18 protein-coding genes are annotated in these 23,598 nt (G+C 75.0%); 10 read left to right on the top strand and 8 right to left on the bottom strand.

The genetic code is table 11. The features are described 5' to 3' along the window. Positions 1–30 precede the first annotated feature (30 nt). The gene (locus tag ACF1BH_RS06725; protein WP_391641322.1) at positions 31–3,000 is read right to left on the bottom strand and encodes a BTAD domain-containing putative transcriptional regulator; all 2,970 of its coding nucleotides are present in this window, start codon (positions 2,998–3,000) and stop codon (positions 31–33) included. Positions 3,001–3,341: 341 nt separating this feature from the next. Here ACF1BH_RS06725 and ACF1BH_RS06720 point away from each other — a divergent pair, with 341 nt between their 5' ends. Further along, positions 3,342–4,337 carry an alpha/beta hydrolase gene (locus tag ACF1BH_RS06720; protein ID WP_391641321.1) on the top strand — a complete coding sequence of 332 codons (996 nt, stop codon included), beginning with the start codon at positions 3,342–3,344 and terminating at the stop codon, positions 4,335–4,337. Between the two features lie 119 nt (positions 4,338–4,456). On the opposite strand, the gene ACF1BH_RS06715 is transcribed toward ACF1BH_RS06720, so the two are convergent. Beyond that, a complete protein-coding gene (locus ACF1BH_RS06715) occupies positions 4,457–5,254 on the bottom strand; it encodes a helix-turn-helix domain-containing protein (protein WP_391641320.1) in 798 nt (265 codons plus the stop codon). 116 nt (positions 5,255–5,370) lie between these two features. Here ACF1BH_RS06715 and ACF1BH_RS06710 point away from each other — a divergent pair, with 116 nt between their 5' ends. After that, positions 5,371–6,603, top strand: coding sequence for an MFS transporter (locus tag ACF1BH_RS06710; protein ID WP_391641319.1), 1,233 nt, complete (start codon positions 5,371–5,373; stop codon positions 6,601–6,603). A gap of 48 nt (positions 6,604–6,651) precedes the next feature. On the opposite strand, the gene ACF1BH_RS06705 is transcribed toward ACF1BH_RS06710, so the two are convergent. The 3 genes from ACF1BH_RS06705 to ACF1BH_RS06695 form a co-directional block, all read right to left on the bottom strand. Then, positions 6,652–7,860 (bottom strand): acyltransferase family protein, encoded by a 1,209-nt coding sequence (locus tag ACF1BH_RS06705; protein ID WP_391641318.1) that lies wholly within the window; start codon positions 7,858–7,860, stop codon positions 6,652–6,654. Continuing rightward, positions 7,857–10,256, bottom strand: a complete 2,400-nt coding sequence (locus tag ACF1BH_RS06700; RefSeq protein WP_391641317.1) for a glycosyltransferase — start codon at positions 10,254–10,256, stop codon at positions 7,857–7,859. Before ACF1BH_RS06700 ends, ACF1BH_RS06705 begins: the two co-directional genes overlap by 4 nt. Positions 10,257–11,064: 808 nt before the next feature. Continuing rightward, positions 11,065–11,643 carry a TetR/AcrR family transcriptional regulator gene (locus tag ACF1BH_RS06695; RefSeq protein ID WP_391641316.1) on the bottom strand — a complete coding sequence of 193 codons (579 nt, stop codon included), beginning with the start codon at positions 11,641–11,643 and terminating at the stop codon, positions 11,065–11,067. 100 nt (positions 11,644–11,743) lie between these two features. On the opposite strand from ACF1BH_RS06695, the gene ACF1BH_RS06690 reads away from it, so the two are divergent. From ACF1BH_RS06690 to ACF1BH_RS06675, 4 genes are all read left to right on the top strand, one after another. Beyond that, complete coding sequence (locus ACF1BH_RS06690; RefSeq protein WP_391641315.1) at positions 11,744–12,130, top strand: nuclear transport factor 2 family protein; 387 nt, start codon at positions 11,744–11,746, stop codon at positions 12,128–12,130. Positions 12,131–12,318: 188 nt separating this feature from the next. Then, the gene (locus ACF1BH_RS06685) at positions 12,319–13,230 is read left to right on the top strand and encodes a DUF6777 domain-containing protein (RefSeq protein ID WP_391641314.1); all 912 of its coding nucleotides are present in this window, start codon (positions 12,319–12,321) and stop codon (positions 13,228–13,230) included. 135 nt (positions 13,231–13,365) lie between these two features. Further along, positions 13,366–13,554 carry a hypothetical protein gene (locus ACF1BH_RS06680; protein ID WP_391641313.1) on the top strand — a complete coding sequence of 63 codons (189 nt, stop codon included), beginning with the start codon at positions 13,366–13,368 and terminating at the stop codon, positions 13,552–13,554. Between the two features lie 222 nt (positions 13,555–13,776). Further along, on the top strand, positions 13,777–14,184 hold the full coding sequence (locus ACF1BH_RS06675) for an SH3 domain-containing protein (RefSeq protein WP_391641312.1): 408 nt from the start codon (positions 13,777–13,779) through the stop codon (positions 14,182–14,184). Positions 14,185–14,544: 360 nt separating this feature from the next. On the opposite strand, the gene ACF1BH_RS06670 is transcribed toward ACF1BH_RS06675, so the two are convergent. Next, positions 14,545–15,312 carry an IclR family transcriptional regulator gene (locus ACF1BH_RS06670; RefSeq protein WP_030280119.1) on the bottom strand — a complete coding sequence of 256 codons (768 nt, stop codon included), beginning with the start codon at positions 15,310–15,312 and terminating at the stop codon, positions 14,545–14,547. Positions 15,313–15,435: 123 nt separating this feature from the next. Between ACF1BH_RS06670 and hutH the strand changes: the two genes are divergently transcribed. Together hutH and hutU are read left to right on the top strand one after the other, a co-directional pair. Beyond that, positions 15,436–16,974, top strand: coding sequence for a histidine ammonia-lyase (gene hutH, locus ACF1BH_RS06665; RefSeq protein WP_391641311.1), 1,539 nt, complete (start codon positions 15,436–15,438; stop codon positions 16,972–16,974). A gap of 65 nt (positions 16,975–17,039) precedes the next feature. Next, a complete protein-coding gene (gene hutU / locus ACF1BH_RS06660; protein WP_391641310.1) occupies positions 17,040–18,707 on the top strand; it encodes a urocanate hydratase in 1,668 nt (555 codons plus the stop codon). Positions 18,708–19,166: 459 nt separating this feature from the next. Here hutU and ACF1BH_RS06655 read toward each other — a convergent pair whose 3' ends face one another. After that, positions 19,167–20,651 (bottom strand): amino acid permease, encoded by a 1,485-nt coding sequence (locus tag ACF1BH_RS06655; protein WP_391641309.1) that lies wholly within the window; start codon positions 20,649–20,651, stop codon positions 19,167–19,169. A 142-nt stretch (positions 20,652–20,793) separates the two neighbouring features. On the opposite strand from ACF1BH_RS06655, the gene ACF1BH_RS06650 reads away from it, so the two are divergent. Continuing rightward, complete coding sequence (locus ACF1BH_RS06650; RefSeq protein WP_391641308.1) at positions 20,794–21,606, top strand: IclR family transcriptional regulator; 813 nt, start codon at positions 20,794–20,796, stop codon at positions 21,604–21,606. A gap of 43 nt (positions 21,607–21,649) precedes the next feature. On the opposite strand, the gene hutC is transcribed toward ACF1BH_RS06650, so the two are convergent. Next, positions 21,650–22,432 carry a histidine utilization repressor gene (gene hutC, locus ACF1BH_RS06645; RefSeq protein ID WP_391641307.1) on the bottom strand — a complete coding sequence of 261 codons (783 nt, stop codon included), beginning with the start codon at positions 22,430–22,432 and terminating at the stop codon, positions 21,650–21,652. Positions 22,433–22,621: 189 nt separating this feature from the next. On the opposite strand from hutC, the gene hutG reads away from it, so the two are divergent. Beyond that, on the top strand, positions 22,622–23,587 hold the full coding sequence (hutG, locus tag ACF1BH_RS06640) for a formimidoylglutamase (protein ID WP_391641306.1): 966 nt from the start codon (positions 22,622–22,624) through the stop codon (positions 23,585–23,587). The last annotated feature ends 11 nt before the right edge of the window (positions 23,588–23,598 follow it).

Genomic DNA, 23,598 nt, shown 5'->3' with positions numbered 1-23,598 from the left:
ACGGCGGGCGGCGCGCCGTGAACGGCCCCCTCACGGCAGCTCCCCCCGCCCCTCCGCCCCGCTCTCCCGTAGCGCCTCCAGCGCCAGGGCGCGTTGGCCGGGGTGGGCGTCGGCGCCGGGGAGGGTGAGGACGGTGCGGAACTGTTCGCGGGCCTCGGCGAGGCGGCCGGCGGCGGAGTAGGTGCGGCCCAGGCGGTAGCGGATGTCCATCTCCAGGCGGTCGCGGTGGGGTTCGGAGAGCGGGGAGAGGGTGCGGTGGCGGGCCAGTGCCTGGTGGTGGAGGGCGGTGGCGGCGGGGAGGTTGCCGGCGCCGTGTTCGGCGGAGCCCATACGGGTCAGGACGATCGCGTGCAGCAGCACATCGCCGGAGCGTTGTGCCAGGTCGGCGGCGTGCCGGTAGAGCGCACGGGCCTCGCCGAAGTGGCCCAGGTCCAGGTGGACGTCGGCGGTGGAGGCGAGGGTCTTGCCGATCATGCGGGGGCGGCCGTTGGCCTCGGCGTGGGTGAGGGCGGCGGTGTAGCAGGCGAGCGCCTGCGCGTGGCGGTGGCGGGTGTGGTGGAGGGCGCCGAGAACGCACAGGCCCATGGCGTTGAGCCAGTTGTCGCCCAGGCGGCGGGCGACGGCCAGGGCGGCGGTGAGGTGGACGAGGGCGTGGTCGGGGCGGCCCGCCTGGAGTTCGACGGTGCCCAACCCGCCGAGGGCCCGGGCCTGTTCGTACAGGTCCGGGTGGACGACGTCGCGTTGCAGCACCTCGGTGAACCAGGCGCGCCCCTGCTCGTGGCGGCCCTGGTAGACCTCGGTGATGCCCAGGCAGTTGCGGAGCGCGCCGGGCATCCGCGGGTCGCCGCACGCGTCGGCGTGGGCGAGCGCGGTGCGCAGTGCGCCGCGGCACTCGTGGTAGCGGCCCCGGCGGGCGAAGTAGTCGCTGAGCGCCTCGGCGATCCAGCACGCCTGGTCGGTCTCGCCGAGCGCCACGGCGTGGGTGACGACATCGGCGAGCTCGCCGCCCGCCGCGTCCAGCCAGCCGTCGGCGTCCTGCCAGCCGGTGAACGGGGCGTCGCCGGGCCGCGGCCCGGTGGGGAAACCGTCGGGGCCCCAATCACTGGTGAGGCGGCCCGCGTCGAGGTAGAGCCGCAGCCCGGCGGTGCGGGCCGTGGCGGACTCGCCGGGGCTCTCCGCCGCGAGGCGCCGGGCATGTGCCCGGACAAGGTCGTGCAGACGGTAGCGGCCGGGGCCCGGCTGGTGGAGCAGGCTGGCGTCGACCAGGCTCTCCAGCAGCCGTTCGGTCTCCTGGGGCGGCCGGTGCAGCATCGCCGCCGAGGTCAGAACGTCGAACTCGACGGTCGGGGCGAGCCCGAGCACCCGGAAGCCGCGCCGCTGCTCGGGGGCGAGATGGTCGTACGAGAGCCGGAACGCGGCCTCCACGCTGCGGTCGCCGGCGCGGAGTTCGCCCAGCCGCCGCTCGTCGCCGGCCATCCGCTCCACCAGGGAGGCGAGGGTCCAGGCGGGGCGGGTCTGGAGGCGGGCCCCGGCGATGCGCAGCGCGAGCGGGAGGCCGTCGCAGAGGCGGACCAGTTGGCGGGTGGCGGCCGGTTCGCGGTCGGCGCGGTCGGCGCCGACGAGGTCGCGGAGGAGGGCCAGCCCGTCGCCGCCGTCCAGCGGTTCGAGGGTGACGCGGCGGTCGGCGTCGAGCCCGGGGAGGCGCCGGCGGCCCGCCACGAGGACCGTGCTGCCGGGTCCGGCGGGCAGCAGCGGCCGTATCTGCGCGGCGTCGCGTACGTCGTCGAGGACGAGGAGCAGCCGCAGGGCGCCGGTCGCGGCGCGCCAGGCGGCGGTCAGGTCGTCGAGGTCCTCGGGGACCTCGCTGCCGGACGCGCCGACCGCGCGCAGCAGCCGCCGCAGCGCCCGCTGCGGGGCGAGGGGGCGGGCACCGGCGCTGTGGGTGCGCAGGTCGACGAAGAGGGAGCCGTCGGGGTGGCGGTGGCGGAGGGTCCGGGCGGTGTGCAGGACGAAGGCGGTCTTGCCGACGCCCGCGACGCCGTCGACGGCGAGGACGGCGACGCCCTCGGACGGCACCTCCTCGGTGAGCAGGGTGTGTGCGGCGTGCCGGCCGATGAGGCGGGCGGGGCCGGCGGGCAGGTCGTCGACGACGCGGCGGGGGCGTGGCGCCGGGACGGGCGGTGCGGCGCCGGGCGCGCGGGGGCCGCGCAGTTGTCCGTCGTCGCGGCGGAGCACCGCCTGGTGCACGCGGCGCAGCTCCTCGCCGGGGTCGATGCCGAGTTCGTCGCGGAGCCGGGTGCGCATCTCCTGGTGCACGGCGAGCGCCGCGGCCTGCCGTCCGGCGCCGTGGAGGGCGCGCATCCGCAGTGCGGCCAGCGCCTCGTCGTAGGGGTCGGCGGCGCAGAGCGCGGCGAGGCCGTCGAGGGTTTCGACGCACCGGTCGAGGTCGACCAGGCAGGCCAGCCGGTCGCGTAGGAGCGTGGAGCGGTGCCGGGCGAGGCGTTGCCGTTCGGCGTGGGCGAAGGGGCCGGGGAGGCCGGTCAGCGGTTCGTCGCCGAGGAGGGCCAGCGCGCGGCCGAAGCGGTCGGCGGCGGTGGCCGGGTCGCCGGCCCTCCAGGCGCGGTGGGCGGCGGCGGTGTGGGCGGCCAGCTCCGTGGTGTCGAGGCGGACGGCGGCGGTGCACAGGCGGTAGCCGCCGCGGTCGCTGCGGATCACCGAGTGCGTGAGAGGGGTGCCCGGCGGATCGAGGGCCTTGCGCAGCGGATAGACGTAGCTGGGCAGGACCCGGCGGCCGGAGGGTGGTGGCCGGTCGCCCCAGACGTCGTCGAGCAGTTGCTCATGGCTGACGCGGGTGTCCGGCCGCAGCGCCAGGGCGGCCAGTACCGCCCGCCGCCGTACCGGCCCCAGCTCCAGCGGCGTGCCGTCGCGCCAGGCCCGAACCGGCCCCAGTACCGCGATGCGCCGGCGTACGTCCCCGTCCGGTCCGAAGTCTCCGTCCACGTCCGTCCCCCTGTCGCCTCAACAGAATTTCATCGGCATTTCAGCACCCGCCGCAAGGGTGGGCGCGTCACCGCCGGTGCCACGGGGGACGCGGGGGACACGGGGGACCAACGGGGCCTGGGGGGAACGGCGATGGCGGGCAGCGGGCGCGACGCAGGGGGCGTGCGCCCGCTGTGGTGCGCCGGGTTCCGTCCCGGCGCGCTCCCGGGTCCCGGCGCACGGGTCACGTCCCCGGACTCCCCCGCTCCCCCGGGCGTACCGCCCGCGCGGCGGGCCGCGGTGGCGTACCCGAGCATCCCGCGGCACGCGCCCCGGCCGTGCCCCCTTCCGACCTGGAGGTCATGTTGAGCGAGCACCGCACGAGCCGACGGAACGTACTGAAGGCCGTCGGCGGGGTATCCGCCGCGCTGGCGCTCGGCGGGGCGGGGGTCCTGGCGGCCGCGGCTCCCGCCGGTGCGGCGCCGGGCGACGGCGCCGGGCTGCGCATCGTCGAGCGCGACGAGCACGACGCCCGGATGTGGTACTACCGCTTCGCGACCGACGCCATCGCCTGGCAGCCCGCCGTCAACGTCCTGCTGCCGGACGACTACCACACCGGCGAGCGCACCTACCCGGTCCTCTACCTCTTCCACGGCGGCGGCACCGACCAGGACTTCATGACCTGGGACCGGCTCGACATCCGCCGTCTGACCGCCGGGAAGCCGCTGATCGTCGTGATGCCCGACGGCGGCCACGCCGGGTGGTACTCCAACCCGGTCAGCTCCCACACCGGGCCCCGCAACTGGGAGACGTTCCACATGGCCCAGCTGATGCCGTGGGTCGAGGCGAACTTCCGGACGTACGCGGAGTACGACGGCCGGGCCGTCGGCGGGTTCTCGATGGGTGGCTTCGGCGCGCTGAAGTACGCGACGAAGTACCCGGACCGCTTCGCGTCGGTCAGTGCGCACTCGGGCCCGCCGAGCCTCCGCCGCGACCTGGGCGCCGTCGCCAACTGGGCGAACATCTCCGCCGCCGCGCTGGACCTGGCGGGCGGCACCATCTACGGCGCGCCGCTGTGGGACGAGGCGAAGGTCAGCGCCGACAACCCGATGGAGCACCTGGACAGCTTCCGCGGCAAGCGGGTCTTCCTGGTCGCCGGGACGAGCCCCAACCCCGTCGACCCGTTCGACGTCCTCAACGAGGTCGAGGTCCTGCGCGGCCAGCGGGAGTTCCGGGCCGCGCTGGACGGCGCCGGGATCCGGTACGAGGCGCACGAGGAGCCCGGCGGGCACTTCGTCCGTCCCGCGCGGGCACAGGACGACATCAACGGGATCGTCGCGCGGCTGAAGAAGGCGTGAGACGGCGGGGCGGCCGGTCCGGCGGGTCCGGCGGGTCCGGCCGCCCCGGAACTCCGCACCGTCCCGCCGGGCACCTGGTGGCGCGGAGGCACCGCGCCGTCGCCGAAGGGGCGGGTCCCCTACCGGGATGCGGCGGCGGGTGGCGCGGCGGTGAAGTAGCCGCTGGGGGTGGTGCCGAGGGTGCGGCGGAACATCGCGGTGAAGGCGCTGGGGGTGGCGTAGCCGAGGGCGCCGGCGACGGCGGTGACGGGCGTGCCGGCGGCCAGCAGGGTGACCGCGTGGAGCAGCCGGGCCTGCTGGACCCAGCGGGCGGGGCTCATGCCCGTCGCGGCGGTGAAGCGGCGGTGCAGTCCGCGGGGGCTGAGGTGGGCGTGGGCGGCGAGGTCGGCGGTGGACCAGCGCGCGCCCGGGTCGCGGCGGACCGCCGCGCAGACCTCGTCGAGCTGGGCGTCGCCGGGGGCGGGCAGGTGCAGTGCGGGGAGCGGTTCCGGGGCGAGCTGGAGCAGCAGCAGCCGCATCAGGGCGCCGTCGCGGCCGTCGGGGTCGTAGGCCACGGGGATGCGGGTGGCCTCGTCGATGAGTTCGCGCAGCAGCGGGGAGACGGGGACCACGGCGGGGTCGGCGGGGAGATGTCCGGCGGCGGCCGGGTCGATGTAGAGGGTGCGCATCGCGACCGCTCCGGCGCAGGTCATCGCGTGGGTGAGCCCGGCCGGGAGCCAGGCGGCGCGGGTGGCGGGGACGATCCAGCTGCCGTGCGCGGTGGTGACGGTGATCGCGCCGGTGGTGCCGTAGAGAAGTTGGTGACGGCGGTGGCGGTGCGGCGGGATGTGGTGGCCGTCGGGGAGGTCGCGGGCCATCGCGGCCAGCGGCCGGGGGACGTGCTGGTAGTCGTCCCGGTCCTCGCTCTTGCCGTACACGGTGCCGCCGCTCCTCTCCGCCCGGCGGGTGACGGCCCGCCGTACCGGCCGCTTCTCGACAGGGGACGGCCGGGGTTCGAAAGTATGCCGTCCGGCGGCGCCCTAGCGTCGGGGCTGTGCCGCATTCCACTTCTTCTGCCCAGGTCAGCGACGGTACGGCGGGCGCCCTGACGGCGCCCGGCGGCCGGTCGCCGGTGCCGTTGCTGGCGGTCGCCGCCGCCGTCACGGCCGCCAACGTCTACCTCAATCAGCCACTGCTGGACGCCGTGGCCCGCTCGTTCGGCGCCGGGGCCGGGACGCTCGGCGCGCTGCCGACCGTCACCCAGGCGGGGTACGCGGCGGGCATTCTGCTGCTGGTTCCGGCGGGTGACAGCCACGACCGGCGGCGGCTGATCCTCACGCTCGGATGGGGGTCGGCGGCGGCGCTCGCGGTGTGCGCGGTGGCGCCGACGGTGTGGTGCCTGCTGGTGGCGGGGTTCGCGCTGGGGGTGCTGTCACCGGTGCCGCAGCTGCTCACCCCGCTCGCGGTGGCGCTGGCGGACGCGTCGGGCGCGACGGGCCGCGGCCGGATCGTCGGCACGGTGCAGGGCGGGCTGCTCGTCGGGGTGCTGGCGTCGCGGGCGTATGCCGGGGCGCTGGCGGAGCTGGCGGGCTGGCGGACCGTGTACGGCGTCTCGTGTCTGCTGACGCTGGGGCTGATGGCGGTGTTGCGGCGGACGCTGCCGCAGATCCCGGTGGCCGCGCCCGCCACGGGCGCCGGCTACCGCGCCACGCTCGCCTCGCTCCCCCGGCTGTGGTGGCGGCCGGTGGTGCGGGTGGTGACGGTGTCGGGCGCGCTGGTGGGGGTGGCGTTCGGCGCGTTCTGGACGGCGCTGACGTTCCTGCTGGCGGACGGCCACGGGCTCGACCCGGCGCGGATCGGGTTGTTCGGGCTGGTGGCGGCGGCGAGCGCGGCGGCGTCGCCGGCCGCGGGGCGGCTGGCGGAGCGGTGGGGGCGGCGCGGGGCTACGGCGGCGCTGACCGGGCTGGTGGTCGTCGGATGGCTGGTGCTGCTGCCCGGGACCGGTTCGCTGTGGTGGGTGATCGCGGGCGTCGTCGTGCTGGACGTGGGGGTGTGGGGCGGGCAGGCGGCCACCCAGACGGTGCTGTTCCGCCTCGACGCGGCGCTCCACAACCGCCTCAACACCCTCTATTTCACACTGCGGTTCCTCGGCATCGCGGCCGGGTCGCTCTGCGGTGCGCTGGCCTGGGCGGCGGGCGGCTGGCCCGCGGTGGTGGCCACCGGGTGCGCCGCGGCGCTCGCCGGGCTGCTGGTCGGGCTGGTGCCGGTCCGGGACGCCGACCGGTGAGGATGCCGCCGGAGCCCGTACGGAGCGGGCTCCGGCGGCGCGCGGACGTCACGCCACCGCGCGCGGCGCCTCCGGGTAGAACTCGCGCGGGCGGCCCCGGCCGTCCCTGAGGCGGCCGAGGAGGCCCGCCGGGTACTCCAGGAGCCAGTAGCTGAGCCAGGCGACGGGCAGCGCCGCCGCGAGGACGATCAGCACGGCGAACGGGAAGCCCGCCTGCTGGGCCGGGAGCAGTCCGGCGCGGTGCAGTTGGAGCATGACCGGCTCGTGCCAGAGGAAGAGGCTGTAGCTGCACAGTCCGGTCAGGGTGAGCCACCGGCCCGTCAGGAAACGGTTCCAGACGGTGCGTCGGCGGATCCGCAGGGTGGCGAAGAGCAGCACCGCCCAGAGTGCGGAGGCCAGCGGGTGGTAGTAGGTGAAGGCCGCGTTCTCCGGGGCGGAGAGCAGCGAGAGGGCGTAGAGGGCGGCGAGTACCGCGGCCGTCAGCGGCAGGGCGACGGCGCGGCGCGGGCGGCCCCGCTCCCCCAGCGCCGTGGTCAGCACCGCGAGCCCCATCCCGGCGGCGAACCCGCCGAACCGCGCCGCCGGGCCGAAGTACACCACCCAGTCGGTGTGCGGGATGCCGAGTCCGTGGTGGGCGACGGCGATCCAGACCCACGGCAGGGCGTACAGCGCCGCGCAGCCCGCCGCGCACACCGCGATCCGGGCGCCGCGCCGCCGCAGCGGGCGGCAGGCGCGGACCGCGAGCGGCCCGAGGGCGACCAGCACCAGGTAGAAGCAGACCTCCAGCGACAGCGACCAGCTGGGGCCCAGCGTGTAGAAGATCCGCTGCTGGTCGAAGAGGTGCGTGAAGGTGAGGTGTTCGGCCAGGTCCCGCCAGTCGCCGGGCAGGTCAGGGTTGCGGGTGGCCCAGACGGTGAGGACGGCGAGGACGTACAGCGGCAGGATCCGCACGGCGCGGCGGAAGAGGAAGACCCGGGCGGTGCGGGTGGTGCCCCCGTCGATGGCGGCGCGGGCGTACGAGAGGGTCAGCAGGTACGCGGACATCACGAAGAACAGGTCGATGACCTCGAACGACAGGGCCGCGCCGAGCAGCGGCTGGTCGATCGGCGGATGGCTGCCGGCCGCGTCGTAGCGGTGGTACTGCTGCCAGACGTGGAAGAGGACGGTGCTCAGCGCCGCGAGGCCGCGCAGCCCGTCCAGGTCAGAGGTGCGCGGACGTCCGGTGGCGGCGTCCGGGGCGGCGGTGGTGGTGGTCATCGGCGGGCCGCCGCCCGGGACACGGCGCGCGGGGTGACCCGCCACTGGCGGTCGCCCAGCGCCTCCTTGAGGTGCGACTGGCGGGCCACGATGTTCTTGAAGTGGCTGTAGAGGACGGTCGAGGCGGCGAGGTAGAACCAGAACCACGGGGTGCGGCGGCGGATCTCCGGCACCGCGAGCCGCCGGGCGAAGAGCGCCTGCACCGGCCCCGCGGAGAGCGTCAGCAGGGTGGCGAGGACGCCGACCGGCACCGCCCAGTCCAGGTGCGTGGGGCCGCCCGCGCGCCAGCACGCGTAGAGCAGCACCGGCAGGATCTGGAGGGTCAGCCAGGGCTGCACCTCGCGCCAGCCGAGCAGCACGAACAGGCCGAGCTTCTGCCGTGCGGTGAAGACCGGGGAACGCAGCGCCCGCCAGAGGTGGGCGAGGGTGACCTGGAGCCAGCCCTGTGCCCAGCGGGTGCGCTGGTTCCACAGGGCGGTGGCGGTGGTGGGCGCCAGTTCGCGGGAGATCAGGGTGCGGTCGACGGCGAAGCGCGCGCCCTCGCCCAGGGCGCGGAGGGTTGCGTCGATGTCCTCGGTGAGCATCGAGCCGTGCATCCGGGTGCGGGCCAGCAGATCGGTGCGCCAGAAGCCGTTGGAGCCGCCGAAGAGCCCGAAGCCGTAGAGGCGGGCGCGTCCGGGGTGGCTGACCGCGTAGATCGCCTCGAACTCCACCGCGACGAGCCGGGCGATACGGGAGCTGTCGCCGTTGCGGATCACGCAGTGGCCCTGCACGACGTCGTAGCCGTTCGACAGCCAGTGCCAGGCGTCGCGGAAGGCGGTGGGCGCCGGGTGGTGGTCGGCGTCGAAGATGCCGACGAACTCGCCGCGCACCCGCGACACCGCGGCGTTGACGTTCTGCGCCTTGGAGGTGGACCCGGCGACCGGCAGCAGCACCAGCCGGGGATCGCGCCGGGCGATCTCCCGCAGGGTGTCCTCGACCGGCAGCGGATGCGGGGTGTTGTACGCGAGGACGATCTCCAGCTCGCCCGGGTACTCCAGCCGCAGGAACGACTCGACGGTCTCGACCAGCGTCGCCGCCTCGTTGGGCAGATACGCGGCGATGACGGCGCTGGCCGGCGGATAGGGCGTGCCGGGCCGCTCCGGCCGCGCGGGGGCGTCCAGCGAGAAGAGGCACTCGACGACGATGAGCAGCGCGGACAGCACCAGTCCGGCGACGACCACCCAGTACATCGCGGAGCCCAGCTCCCAGCCGAGCGCATGGGTCTGCCGGTAGAGGACGTACGGCACACCTACGCCGAGGAGCAGGGAGAGCGCCGGGGAGAGGGCGGAGAGCGGCGGGCGGAGCAGGGAGCCGAGGGTGCGGCGGGGGCGGCGGTGCTCGGCGCCGCGCATCCAGGCGGCGTGCCGTACGGGCCGCAGATCGCGGTGGCGCAGCGCCTCGGTGGCGGCGTCGGCGGCGAGGCGCGGGCCCCGGTCGGCGTCGGGGCAGGCGGTGAGCGGCAGCCAGCCGATGGCCGGGGTGAGGCGGACGTGTTCGTCGGCGACGACGAAGCGGGTCCCGGCGACGGTGGTGGCGAACCGCTCCAGCGCGCGGCGGGCGGTGTCCTCGTCGACGCCGGGCAGCAGCATCAGCAGCTGCCCGTCCTCGTCCCAGCCGAAGCGGTCGCAGGCGGCGCCGAGCCGTTCGGCGACCCCGGCGAGGCGTTCGGCCACCTCGCGGCGGACGCGCGGGCCGAGCCGGGTCTCCAGGGCGGCCATCTCGGCGACGGCGACGACGGCGAGCGCGCCGCCGCTGCGGCCGGCCTCGGGGCGCCGCAGTTCGCGATCGAGTTCGGCGCGGAAGTGGCGGTGCGAGTAGAGGCCGGTGCGCGGGTCGAGGAGGAGGTGTTCGACGGGGACGGGCACGCGGCGCAGTTTCGCCTCGATACGGGCGGCGAGTTCGGCCGGTGCGGAGGCTTCGGGGACGCAGTCGTCGGCGCCGTGGCGCAGGACGGCGGCGACATCCGCGGCGCCGACCACGATCAGCGGCAGGGCGCGCCCCGCGGGGGCGGTGCGGAGTTCGCGGACGAGGTCGAGCGCGGGGCGCGGGGCGGCGGGGCCGTCGCCGGGCGGCGCGGCGGGGTCGCCCGGGTCGAGGGCGACGACGGCGTCCGGCGGTGCCTGGCCGACGTGGTGGACGAGGCCGCCGGGCGGGGCGTGGCGGACGGTGTGGCCGGTGGCGGTCAGGGTGCGGGTGAGCCGGTCGCGGCGCGGCCCGGGGGCGCCGACGAGGAGGACATGGCCGGTGGTGTGGTGGGTGGGCGCGTCCGGTGGCGCCACGGCCCGGGGTTCGTCGGGCGGGGGCGCGCCGGCGCCTGCGGGCGGGGAGGTGGGTGCGGGGTGCGAGGTGAGCACCGGTGAGGGTCCTTTCGTGCCACGGTCGGGGCCGGGCCGGTGCGGGACCGGGGCGGTGTCCTCGGCGGGGCGTCCGGGTCGCGGGGCCACGCCGACGACACGCCTGCGGTCCGGCGGGCGGCCCGGTCCGGGTCAACTGCCGTGTCGCTGACGCGCGTTCACGGGCGGCGCGGCGCCTGCGGACGGGTCCGCGGGGCGCCGGGCCGGTGAGGGGCGGGTCTCACCCGCGCGGTCTCGCCCGGTGGCGTGGCGCGGTGCGGCAGGCGGCCGGGTGTCGCACCGCACCCGGCCTTCTTGTTGAATGCATGACAATCTTGGCGGCGCAGTGACGCCACCGGGGCACGGTGCTTCGGGGCGTGGGGCGCCCGGGCACCGCGGCCCGCCGCGCGCGGGCGCGGCTCGGCGGAATTCGCATGGACAGGTCCCATCCTGATCGGATCGTGGGGGGAGGACCGGAGGTGAGGCACCGGGTGCCCCTGCGGGCCCCTCGGCACCGCCAGCCTCACGGACCACTGTGACGCGCCGCCGTCGTCCACGTAACGCTCTTGTGACGCCGGGGTGTGGGGACGACCGGCACGCGGCCGACGACCGGGGGCGCGGCGCGGGCACCGGCAACTGACAGTGCAGGGGCGGGAGTTGCCCGTCGCGCGCACGAGCGGGCGAAGCGCCGCGGGGAGGGGGCGGGCACCCGGCGGACGTACACGGCGACGCGAGGCGCCCCCCGGCGGGCGCATGACGCCGGGCCCTCTCCGGCGCCACGGGAGTTGACCGTCCGCCGGGGGCCGGAAGCCCGGCCCCCGGCCCCGGCTCACCCCTCCCCGCGGGGCCCGTCCAGCAGCTCCGCGACGAGAGTGCGGACGTACCCGTCGTGCGTGGCGGGGAGCGAGAAGACGACGCGGAAGTAGAGCGGTGCGACGATCCGGTCCAGCACCCGCTCCAGGGACGGGGGCGCCTCACCGCGCTCCCGCGCCGCGTCGAGGACGGGACGGAAGCGCGCGCTGACGCGGTCCAGACATTCCCGCAGCCCGGCGTGGCGTTCGTCGAGGCCGGGGGCGACCTCGGCGCGGAAGAAGGCGATGCCGCCGGGCCGGGACAGCTCCGTCAGCGTCCAGGTCGCGCGGCGCTCCAGGTCGGTGCGGAGATCGCCGGCGAGCGGGGGCGCACCGGCATCGTCGCGGTGGCCGGCGACATCGGCCAGGAGCGCGGCGACGGACCCCCAACGACGGTAGAGCGTACTGGAGTTGACCCCGGCACGGCGGGCCACGGCAGGGAGGGTGACCCGGTCGGCGCCATGCTCGGCCACCAGCGCGACCGCGGCGTCGTGCACGGCGGCACGGACGCGGCCACTGCGGCCACCGGGCCGTTTCGTCGAGGCGTCAGCGTTCACCCCACCATGTTAAAGCAATGACTTGTGCGTTAGCGGGCGGCATGCCTACAGTCGCCCTAACGCAGAGATCTCTGCGTTAGGACTGCCGAAAGGGATCACCATGTCCACCGACGAAGCCGCCCTCGCCCTGGGGCACCGCTTCCACCAGGCCCTCACCGCCCGCGACTGGGACGGCATCCGGGCCCTGCTGCACCCCGACGCCACCTGGACCCTGCCCGGCGACAACACCGTCTCCGGCACCGCCGAGGGCGCCGACGCCGTGGTGGACCGCGCCCGGCTGATCGCCTCGTACGGCCTCGACTTCGCGCTGGAGCATGTCCTGGTCAGCAGGGAGAACGTGGCGCTCGCCCTGCACAACACCGCGCGCCGCGAGGACGCCGTGCTCGACGAGCATCTGGCCACGGTCTGCACGCTCCGCGACGGGCGGATCGCGCGGATCGAGACCTACCTCTCCGACGTGCCCGGGATGAACGCCTTCTTCGTCTGACGCCGGGACGCACGGTACGTCCGCGCGCCGCGGCCCGCCGCCCGGCTTGCGGGCCGCGGCGGCGCCGGGCAGACAATGGTCCGGCAGGGACGAAGACGGCTGAAGAGGGCAGAACGGAACGGAGGGGCCACGCCTCTGCACCCCGTCCTGCCCCGCACCGCCCGCCCACCGGACGATCGGAGAGGGCCGTGACCACGACACCACCCCCGCCCGGGCACGGGCCCCCGGACCCGGACGACGCCCGGGGCCCCGGGGAACCACACGGCCGCACACCGGCCGGCCGGCCGCCCGAGGGGTATCCGGCGGCGACCGGACGCCCGGTCCGGCCGGCCCGGCCCGCACCCTGGTGGCGCCGGACCGCCCGGCTCGCACTGCCCGCCGGGATCCTGACGGCCGGGCTGCTCCTGAGCGGTTTCCTCACCCACCCGTACCAGGGCGCACCCGCCGCCGCCCAGGCCCGCACCGGCCTGCTGCCGCTGCCGCTGCACGACCCGGGGCCCGACCCGTTCACCGCGTCGGTGGCCCACCGCACCGGCCCGCCGTCGCCGCACGCCGCCCCGCGCCGCCCGCAGACGGTCCGCGACCTGCCCGGATCGCTGCACGGCCTCTACGGCGGCAGGCGCACCACGGCCTCCTGCGACACCGGCCAGCTGATCCGGTACCTGTCGGCCGACCGGGCGCGGACCGCCGCGTTCGCCGACACCGAGGGCATCGAGGACTCCTCCGTCCCGCAGGCGGTACGTTCCCTCACCCCCGTCGAGCTGCGCTACGACACCCGGATCACCGCCCACGGCTTCCGCGACGGCGAGGCCACCAACTACCAGGCGGTGATGCAGGCCGGGACCGCCGTCCTCGTCGACGGCCACGGGGTGCCGCGGGTGCGCTGCGCGGGCGGCAACCCGCTGACCCCGCCGATCGAGCTGAAGAAGTCGCCGCCCGCCGAGGGCCGGGCATGGCCGGGATACGACCCGGAGCGCACCATCGCGGTGCGGCAGACGTCGGCGGAGGTGACCGAATTCGTCCTGGTCGACCCCACCACCGGGCACCAGTTCGTCCGGCCGGCCGGGACCACCGGGAACGCCGACCGTACGGCGCCGTGAGCACCGCCCGCCGGGCTCCGGCCGGACGCCGTGCGGACCGGGGACGGCGGCAGCATGATGGAGGGACCCGAAGTGAGCGTCGGCCGGACCGGACGGTGAGCAGGTGTCCGGGCGGGCCGGAAGAGGAGGACATCCGTGAGCGCTGACGACGAGGGAACGACCACCGAGCGGCCGAAGGACCTCTTCACCGGGGGCGAGCGACCGTTCGACGCGGAGGATCTGGTGCGGGCGTCGGGACGGGAACCGACCCCCGAGAACCTGGAATGGGCACGGCGTCTGATCGAGGAGAAAGGGGCCGCCGCCATGGAACGCTATCTGCCGTGAGCGGCGGCGACACGGACGTGCTCCGCGTCTCCCGGGCCACTGCGCCCCCGGGAGACGCGGAGCACCGCTGTACGGGGTCGTAAGGGGTGCGCCGGACACCCGAACACCGCTCACACGATCAGCTGTTCTCCCGTGATTCGGCACCGACACGGAGGCATTCCGGGCGTAATGTCCCCCTCGCGGCAATGGGCGTCATTGCGCGTCGAGAACAGGAGACCTCCCATGTCCATGAGCGGCACCCTCGCACGCGGCAAGAAGTTCGTCAGCACAGCGGGCGCGCTGGCCGCGGCCGCCGCCCTCTCCACCACGGTGCTCGCTGCGGCCCCGGCCCACGCGGCCGCCGTGCAGCCGAACGGCAAGGTCCTCTCGGCCACCGGCATGAAGGAGCGCCAGTACCCGAGCACGGACGCCCCCGTCACCGGCTACCAGCGCCAGGGCGCGCAGGTCGGGCTGCGCTGCAAGGTCCGTGCGCAGAACATCGGCGGGAACGACGTCTGGTACCTGCTGCGCGACCGTGCGAGCTGGGTGTCCGCCAAGTACGTCGCCAACTCCGGCCCGGTGCCGTTCTGCAAGGACGCGCAGCACCTCCGGCCGGCGGACGGCGCCGGGCACCAGAACGCCCGGGGCTGACCGCCCCCCCCACGAGGGAGCCCCGGCGTCCGGGCGGACGCCCGGGGCTCCCCGGCAGCGGCACGCTCATCCGCGGCACCCTCGCGGTGCGTCCGGGGCGGCATCCGGGACCGTACTCCCGGGTGCCGCCCCGGACGGGCCGCCCTCCCCGCGGGCGGCCCCGGCACGACCGCCGCCCGTTCCCCCGTCGGGCCCGCCGCCGTGCCCCCGGTACGTCCGCCCCCCGCGGCCGTCCGGGATCTGGCCGGGCCTTCTCCCCCGTGGCGCATCGGCGAAGGCCCGTACGAAGAGGCTGGCGGCGGCGGGTTGCCGTTCGCTGAACGTTGCGTCAACGGCCTTGTGGGGCAGGGGTGTCCGCGGTCAGTCGGCGGGGGTGCCGCCGACGCGCAGGGTGAGGTCGCGGGCGGTGCGGGCGACCTCCTCGGCCAGCCGGGCGCGCTGGGCGGCGTCCACCTCGGCCGCCGGGAAGGTCGTCGCCACCCCGGCGATCGGATGCGCCCCGTGGTCGAGGACCGGCGCCGCCACCGACGAGAACCCCGCGGTCACCTCGCCCTCCTCCGTCGCGTAACCGCGCCGCCGCACCTCGACGAGGAGCTGGTGCAGCGCGGACAGCGACCTCGGGCCGGTGCCGGTGCGCTCCACGAAGACCGACGGGTCCGGGAAGAGCGCCCGCACCTGCGCCCGGGCCAGCCGGGCCAGCATCGCCCGGCCACTGGCGGTCAGATGCGCCGGGAGCCGCACCCCCACCTCGGTCACCAGCGGCGGCCGCCCCAGGGCCCGTTCCTCGATGACGTAGATGACCTCGCGGCCGTGCAGCACCGCGAGGTGGGCGCTGTGGCCGGTGCGGTCCACCAGCCCGGCGAGCGGCACCCGGGCCAGCCGGGCCAGCGGCGCCTGGCGGCTGTAGCCGGAGCCGAGTTCGAAGGCGCTGACGCCGAGCCCGTAGCGGCGCTCGTCCGCCAGATGCACCACAAAGCCGTCGTGGACGAGCGTGTCGAGGAGGTGGTACGTCGTGGAGCGGGGCAGCCCCACGTCGCGGCTGATGGCGGCGGCCTGGACCGGGCCGACCTGCCGGGCGAGATAGCGCAGTACGGCCAGGACCTGGGCCGCCGCGGGCACGATGGACATGCGGTGACGCTACCGCCGTCTCGGTACCAAGACTCCCCGGCGGCGACCCAATGTCTTGGATCCCAGACACAAGAGCCGCGGCGGACATGGCGGAACCCTTGCCCCCCGGTGCTTCATGGAGGCATGAACCACGTTCTCGTTGACGTCGGCCCGCTCAGCGCCGACGATGTCGTTTCCGTCGCCCGCCACGGTGCCCCCGTGGAGATCTCGGCCGCGGCCCAGCAGGAGATCGGCCAGAGCCGCAAGGTCATCGAGGCGCTGGCCGACGACGTCACGCCGCACTACGGCGTCTCCACCGGCTTCGGCGCCCTCGCCACCCGCCACATCCCCACCGAGCTGCGCGCCCAGCTCCAGCGCAGCCTGGTCCGCTCACACGCCGCGGGCTCCGGCCCCGAGGTGGAGCGCGAGGTGATCCGCGCGCTGATGCTGCTGCGCCTGTCCACCCTCGCCACCGGCCGCACCGGCGTCCGGCTGGAGACGGCGCAGGCGTACGCGTCGTTGCTGAACGCGGGCATCACGCCCGTCGTGCGGGAATACGGTTCGCTCGGCTGCTCCGGCGACCTGGCGCCGCTCGCGCACTGCGCGCTGGCCGTCATGGGCGAGGGCGAGGTCCGCGACGCCGCGGGCGAGCTGCGGCCGGCCGGTGAGGCGCTGGCCGCCGCCGGCATCACCCCCGTGGTGCTCCAGGAGAAGGAGGGCCTGGCCCTCATCAACGGCACCGACGGCATGCTGGGCCAGCTCGTCCTCGCCCTGCACGACCTGCGGACGCTGCTGGCCACCGCCGACATCGGCGCGGCGATGAGCGTCGAGGGGCAGCTCGGCACCGACGCGGTGTTCGCCGCCGACCTCCAGGCGCTGCGCCCGCACCCGGGGCAGGCCGACAGCGCCGCCAACCTCCGCGCGGTGCTGGCCGGCTCCGCGATCGTGGCGAGCCACCGCGGCCCGGAGTGCACCCGGGTGCAGGACGCGTACTCGCTGCGCTGTTCGCCGCAGGTGCACGGCGCGGCGCGGGACACCGCCGCGCACGCCGCGCTGGTCGCCTCGCGGGAGCTGGCGAGCGCCGTCGACAACCCCGTCGTGACGCCCGACGGGCGGGTGGCGAGCAACGGCAACTTCCACGGTGCGCCGGTCGCCGCCGTCCTCGACTTCCTCGCCATCTCGGTCGCCGACGTCGCCTCGGTCGCCGAGCGCCGCACCGACCGTTTCCTGGACGTGGCGCGCAACCACGGGCTGAACGCCTTCCTCGCCGACGACCCCGGCGTGGACTCCGGCCACATGATCGCGCAGTACACCCAGGCGGCCATCGTCTCGGAGCTGAAGCGCCTCGCGGCGCCCGCGTCGGTCGACTCGATCCCCTCCAGCGCCATGCAGGAGGACCACGTCTCGATGGGCTGGTCCGCCGCGCGCAAGCTGCGCAAGGGCATCGACGGGCTCACCCGGGTCATCGCCGTGGAGCTGCTGACCGCCGCCCGCGCCCTGGACCTGCGCGCCCCGCTGACGCCGTCGCCGGCCACCGCCGCGGTCGTCGCCGGGCTCCGCCGCGACGTCGAAGGCCCGGGCACCGACCGCTACCTGGCCCCCGAGATCGAGGCCGCGGTCCGCTACGTCGCCTCCGGCGAGGCGCTGCGCGCCGCGGAGTCCGTCACCGGCCCGCTGCACTGACCTGCTCCTCCCCCGCTCTCCCCACTGAACGCACACCGATCTCTCCTCACGGAAAAGGACTCACCATGCACGGTGCACGACCGGTACGGGCCACCCGTGGCACGCAGCTGAGCACGCTGGGCTGGCAGCAGGAAGGCGCCCTGCGGATGCTCCAGAACAACCTGGACCCCGAGGTGGCGGAGCACCCGGACAACCTGGTCGTCTACGGCGGCACCGGTAAGGCCGCCCGCGACTGGCGCTCGTTCGACGCGATGGTCCGCACGCTGAAGACCCTCAAGCAGGACGAGACGATGCTCGTCCAGTCGGGCCGTCCGGTGGGCGTCATGCAGACCCACGAGTGGGCGCCGCGGGTGCTGCTCGCCAACTCCAACCTGGTCGGCGACTGGGCCAACTGGGAGGAGTTCCGCCGCCTGGAGCAGCTGGGCCTGACCATGTACGGCCAGATGACCGCCGGGTCGTGGATCTACATCGGCACCCAGGGCATCCTCCAGGGCACCTACGAGACGTTCGCCGCGGTCGCCGCGAAGAAGTTCCAGGGCACGCTGGCCGGGACGATCACCCTCACCGCCGGTCTCGGCGGCATGGGCGGCGCCCAGCCGCTGGCCGTGACGATGAACGACGGCGTCGCGATCTGCATCGACTGCGACCCGCGGGCCATCGAGCGGCGTATCGAGCACCGCTACCTCGATGTGCGGGCCGACAACCTGGAGCACGCGCTCCAGCTGGCGACCGAGGCCCGTGACCAGCGCAAGCCGCTCTCCATCGGTCTGCTGGGCAACGCCGCGGAGCTGCTGCCGCGGATGCTCGCCGAGGGCGCGCCGATCGACATCGTCACCGACCAGACCTCGGCCCACGACCCGCTGTCGTACCTCCCGGTCGGCGTCGACTTCGACGACATGAAGGACGCCGCCGCGAAGGACCCGGCGGGCTTCACCACCCGCTCCCGCGAGTCGATGGCCAAGCACGTCGAGGCCATGGTCGGCTTCATGGACGCCGGTGCCGAGGTCTTCGACTACGGCAACTCGATCCGCGGCGAGGCGCAGCTGGCCGGTTACGAGCGGGCGTTCGCCTTCCCCGGCTTCGTCCCGGCGTACATCCGTCCGCTGTTCTGCGAGGGCAAGGGCCCGTTCCGCTGGGCCGCGCTCTCGGGTGAGGCGTCGGACATCCACAAGACGGACAAGGCGATCCTCGACCTCTTCCCGGAGAACGAGTCGCTGCACCGCTGGATCAAGATGGCCGGTGAGCGGGTCCACTTCCAGGGCCTGCCCGCCCGTATCTGCTGGCTGGGCTACGGCGAGCGCGACAAGGCCGGTGAGCGCTTCAACGACATGGTCGCCTCGGGTGAGCTCCAGGCGCCGCTGGCCATCGGCCGTGACCACCTCGACTGCGGTTCGGTCGCCTCGCCGTACCGCGAGACCGAGGCGATGCTCGACGGTTCGGACGCCATCGCCGACTGGCCGCTGCTCAACGCCATGGTGAACGTCGCCTCCGGCGCGTCCTGGGTCTCCCTGCACCACGGCGGCGGCGTCGGCATGGGCCGCTCGCTCCACGCGGGCCAGGTCTGCGTCGCGGACGGTACGCCGCTGGCGGGCGAGAAGGTCCGCCGGGTGCTGACCAACGACCCGGGCATGGGCGTGATCCGGCACGTGGACGCCGGCTACGACATCGCCGAGACCGTCGCCACCGAGCGCCACGTCCGCGTCCCGATGCGGGAGGACGACGCCTCGGCGTGACCCTCGCGGTCGTCCATGACGCCCGCACGGCGCAGGTCTTTCCTGCGCCGTGCGGGCGTTCGGCGTGTGCGGTCCGCCCGCCCGCGCGTCCTCGTACGGGCCCGGGGCGGGCGGCGGCGCGGGGCGTGGGCGGTACGCCGTGCGGGGCGCGCGGGGCCGGGTGCCTGCACGGGGCCGGTACGGGCGCGGGCCGCCGCGCCGCGGCCTGCTCAGGGCGCGTACCGGACCGGTCGGGCCCTGGCGCCTCCCGGTCCGGCCCCCAGGGCCCGGCGCCCAGGGCCCGGCGCCCGCCGCCCGGCCCGGGCTCCCCCGGCCCGCTTCTCCCGGCCCGGCTTCCGGCCGCCCCCGGCCCCACGCAGGCCGCCGGAGCAGTCCCGGCAGGCCACAGCAGAAGGCCCCGCTCCACGCCTGGCACGTGGAGCGGGGCCTCGGGGAGCCCGGGTGAGACGCCGGGTGCGGCTACTCGGCGGCAGTGGGCGCGACGGAGGCGCGCGGCTGCGCCTCCGGGGCGTCCTCGGGCGCGGGTCCGGCCGCGGCTGCCGGGCCGGCGGGCGTGGCGGCGTCCGGCGTCAGCGCGCGGGCGGCCTCGCGCGGGCGGAGCCAGACGCGGTGGACGACGGCCAGCAGGGCGAGCCAGACGGCGCCGACGATCAGGGCGACGCGGGTGCTCGCGGAGAAGGCCAGCAGCACCGTCACCGCCGCCATGAAGACGACCGCGATGATCTGCCCGTAGGGCCAGAACGGTGCCGGGTAGTCGAGCGCCGCCTCCTCCTCGGGGCTCATCGAGCGGCGCGCCTTCATCTGCGTCAGCAGGATCATCAGCCAGACCCAGACGGTCGCGAAGGTCGCGATCGAGGAAATGATGAGGAAGATCTTGTCGGGAATCAGGTAATTGAGCAGAACGCCGAGGAGCAGCGCACCGATCATGATCGTGACGGTCATGACGGGCACCCCGCTGCGGGAAAGCTTCCGCATCACCTTCGGCGCCTGACCGCGCTCGGCCATTCCGTACATGATGCGGCCGGCCGCGAAAATGTCGCTGTTGATGGCGGAGAGCGCGGCGACCACCACGACGACGTTCAGGACGGTCGCGGCGGATTTGATGCCGAGGCCGACGAAGATCTGGACGAACGGGCTGCCGTCGGAGCCGACGTTCTCCCAGGAATTCAGCGACATGATGACCGCGAGGGTCAGGACGTAGAAGAGCACGATACGTACCGGAATGGAGTTGACCGCGCCCGGAATGGTCTTCTTCGGGTCCTCCGCCTCACCCGCGGTGACGCCGATGATCTCGGTGCCGCCGAAGGCGAACATCACCACGGCGAAGGAGAGGATGAAGCCGTGCGTGCCCTGGGCGAAGAATCCGCCGTGGGACCAGAGGTTGGAAATTCCGGTATGTGCGCCTCCGCCCCCCTTGAAGCCGATGACCAGCACCACAGCACCGGCGATGATCATCGCGACGATGGCGACGACCTTCACCAGCGACAGCCAGAACTCCATCTCCCCGAAGACCTTGACATGGAAGAGATTGAGCACACCGATGACGAGAATAGCGGCCAGCAACCAGATCCAGCGCGGTACATCGGGAAACCAGAAACCCATGTAGACGCCGAGGGCGGTGATGTCGGCGATACAGACGATGACCATTTCGAAGGCGTACGTCCAGCCGGTGGTGAATCCGGCGAGCGACCCGAGATGCCGGGTCGCGTACTCACCGAAGGAGCCCGCGCAAGGGTGGTGCACGGCCATCTCGCCGAGCGAGCGCAGCACCAGGAAAACCGCGGCGCCGCCGATGAGATAAGCGAGCAGAACGGCCGGGCCGCCCGCCTGGATCGCCTCGGACGATCCGTAGAAAAGGCCGGTGCCGATGGCGGAACCGAGCGCGATGAAACGTATGTGGCGCGACCGCAGGCCCCTGCGCAGTGTCGCTGTTTCGGTGGTCAAAGGATGCCCCTCCTCGGGGAATGGCACGTCCGTCCCTGACATACGGCGCGCGGCCCGGAACCTTCGTCCGCCGGCGCCCCTCGCAAGACCGCAAGAGCGCCTGTATATTCCTGTATAGACAGGCACGTCAAGAGGTGATCCGGTGCAGGAACAGGAGCGCGGGTCGAGCGCATCGCCCGCCGTCGGTCGGGCGTTGGACATCCTCGGCCACCTCGCCACGCGTCCCGGGCCGGTGCGTGCCGCCACGCTCGCCCGCGAGCTGGGAATTCCGTCATCCTCCGCCTACCACATCCTGGCGATCCTGATCGATCGCGGTTTCGTCGTCCATCTCCCGGAGGAGCGGGCGTACGGCCTGGGTGCCGCCGCCCTGGAGCTCGGTGCGGCACACCGCCGCCACGAACCCCTCGAACGTCTCGCCCGCCCCGTCGCGGGCGCCCTCGCCCGGCGGCTCGGACACCCCGTGCACCTGGGCGTGCTGCACGGCGCCGAGACGGTCTACCTGCTCAAGGAGCAGCCGCCCGCCCGGCGCCACGACACCGGCCGGACGCTGGTGACCGGCGTCGGCGTGCGCCTGCCGGCCCATCTGACCGCCACCGGCCGGGCGCTGCTCGCCCACTGCGCCGAGGCCCAGCTGCGTGCCGCCTTCCCGCGCCCCGGCGCACTCGTCACCCGGACCGGCAGGGGCCCGCGGTCACTGACCGAGCTGCGCGCGGAGCTGGAACGGGAACGGGCCCGCGGCTGGTCCGAGGAGACCGAACTGGTCGCCCCCGGTCTGCGCTCGATCGGCGTGGCCGCCTTCGACCACCTCGGGCGCCCGGTCGCCGCACTCTCCACCACCTGGTGCCGCCACCATCAGCCGCACGACGCGGAGCGGATCCGCGACGCCCTGCTGGGCGCGGCCGCCCGGCTGACCGCCGCCGTCTCCGGCCGCGCGCCGCACCGGCAGGCTTCCTGACCGTACCGTCACCCCCGAGCCGGACCGGAAGGGGCCCTTCCGGTCAGCGGGGGTCGAAGGTGCCCATCAGGCGGTAGCGCGAGCCGGGATGGAGCAGCCGCGCGACGCTCACCAGCGCCTCGCCCGACCACGTACGGCGCTGGATCAGCAGGCACGGCTCGGACGCCGCCACCCGCAGGATCCGGCACTCGTCCGCCGACGGCAGCACCGCCTCCACCACGTGCTCGCCCTTGCCCAGCGGCGCCACCTCGGACAGAAAAGTGAACGGGGTGCGCCGGGTGAAGTCCTGTTCCAGGTAGCCGGGGGCGAAGGCCGGGTTGACGTAGCGGTCCTCCAGCTGGATGGGGACGTCGTCCTCGAAGTGCACCACCTGGGAGTGGAACACCGGGGTGCCCTCGCCGATCCCGAAGCGGGCGCCGGTCTCCTGGCCCGCCGCCTCTTCGCGGACGAACCGCACCTCGGTGCGGTGACGGTGACCGCGCGCGCTCACCTCGTCGGCGATGTTGTGCACCTCGACCAGCGCCGAGCTGCCCTTGTGCAGCGCGACGAAACTGCCCACGCCCATGACGCGGCGGATCAGCCCCTGGGCGGCCAGCTCGCGCAGCGCGCGGTTGACCGTCATCCGGGACAGCCCCAGCGCCTCCACGAACCGGCTCTCCGACGGCAGGGCGTCGCCCTCGCGCCAGCGGCCGCTCATGATCTGCCCGGTCACCAGGTCCTTGACCCGCTGGTACGCGGGCGTCGCCCCGGACGCGGTCGCCGCGTACCGCCGGGCAAGCTCCGTCGCCTCCGCCGCCACGCCGTTTCCCGCCCTCGTCGTCGTCACTCGTCCCGCTCTGCCCGCATCCGTCCACCGGCGCGGGACCTCACCGCGCCACAGAGATTCTAGGGCGTTCGCGCACACCGTCTCGGATCCGAGGAGAACCGGCGCCCGCGCTGGCCCGCCGGGCGCGGCTCCGCTGTCATGGGCCCACCGGGCCGGGCAGTCCCGGTGAGCGAGGCGAAAGGGCGGACGATGACCGTGGACGTGGCGGCGCAGGCGTGGACCGGACGGAGCGACGGGGACGGCGACGACGTGCTGCGCTGGCACCACGTGACCACGCCGCTCACCGGCCCGGACGCGCCCCGGGACGCCGCGTTCGTCGGCTTCCGCAGCGACGAGGGCGTCCGCCGCAACCAGGGGCGGCCGGGTGCGGCCGGCGGCCCCGGGGCGCTGCGCTCCGCCCTCGCCTCGGTGGCGCTGCCCGCGCCGCTGCGCGCCGTCGACGCCGGGGACGTCGTGGTCGGCGACGGCGCGCTGGAGGACGGGCAGCGGCGGCTGGGCGAGACCGTCACCGCGCTGCTCGACGCGGGCGGTCCGGTGGCGGTCCTCGGCGGCGGCCACGAGGTGGCATACGGCACCTACCTCGGGGTGGCCGGAAGCCGGGCGATGCGGGCCGGGGCGCGGCTCGGGGTGCTCAACCTCGACGCCCACTTCGATCTGCGCGAGGCGCCGCGGCCCAGCTCGGGCACGCCGTTCCTCCAGATGGCGTGGGACGAGGAGCGCCAGGGGCGGCGCCTGGACTACCGGGTGCTGGGCATCAGCCGGCTGAGCAACACCGAACGGCTGTTCCGCACCGCGGACCGGCTCGGCGTGAGCTACCTGGAGGACACCGACTGCGGGCTGCTCTCGCTGGACCGCGTGGAGGCGTTCACCGGGGCGTTCCTCGACGCCTGCGACCTCGTCCACCTCAGCATCGACCTCGACGTGCTGCCCGCGGCGGCGGCGCCGGGCGTCAGCGCGCCCGCGGCGTACGGCGTGCCGATGGAGGTCGTGGAGCGGGTCGTCACGGCGGTGGCGGCGAGCGGGAAGCTGGCGGTGGTCGACGTCGCGGAGCTCAACCCGGACCTCGACATCGACGCCCGTACCGCCCGTGCCGGTGCCCGGCTGGTGCACCGCGCGCTCACCGGGACGCCGGAGGCGCACAAGCGGCGGCGCTGACCCGAGGACCG

The organism is Streptomyces sp. NPDC014733, from assembly GCF_043083385.1.
In the GTDB taxonomy this organism is placed as follows: Bacteria; Actinomycetota; Actinomycetes; order Streptomycetales; family Streptomycetaceae; genus Streptomyces.
The sequence above is the reverse complement of the archived record's forward strand: the minus strand, read 5'-3'. Positions and strand labels throughout refer to the sequence as shown.

Bases quoted from the DNA above. Each gene is read 5' to 3' on its own strand.
- ACF1BH_RS06670 (WP_030280119.1), bottom strand. From the start codon at position 15,312: ATGTCCATCGTGCCCGCGGCGGCCCAGGTCCTGGCCGTACTGCGCTAT.
- ACF1BH_RS06675 (WP_391641312.1), top strand. From the start codon at position 13,777: ATGTCCATGAGCGGCACCCTCGCACGCGGCAAGAAGTTCGTCAGCACA.
- ACF1BH_RS06720 (WP_391641321.1), top strand. From the start codon at position 3,342: ATGTTGAGCGAGCACCGCACGAGCCGACGGAACGTACTGAAGGCCGTC.
- ACF1BH_RS06690 (WP_391641315.1), top strand. From the start codon at position 11,744: ATGTCCACCGACGAAGCCGCCCTCGCCCTGGGGCACCGCTTCCACCAG.
- hutG (WP_391641306.1), top strand. From the start codon at position 22,622: ATGACCGTGGACGTGGCGGCGCAGGCGTGGACCGGACGGAGCGACGGG.
- ACF1BH_RS06705 (WP_391641318.1), bottom strand. From the start codon at position 7,860: ATGACCACCACCACCGCCGCCCCGGACGCCGCCACCGGACGTCCGCGC.
- hutU (WP_391641310.1), top strand. From the start codon at position 17,040: ATGCACGGTGCACGACCGGTACGGGCCACCCGTGGCACGCAGCTGAGC.
- hutH (WP_391641311.1), top strand. From the start codon at position 15,436: ATGAACCACGTTCTCGTTGACGTCGGCCCGCTCAGCGCCGACGATGTC.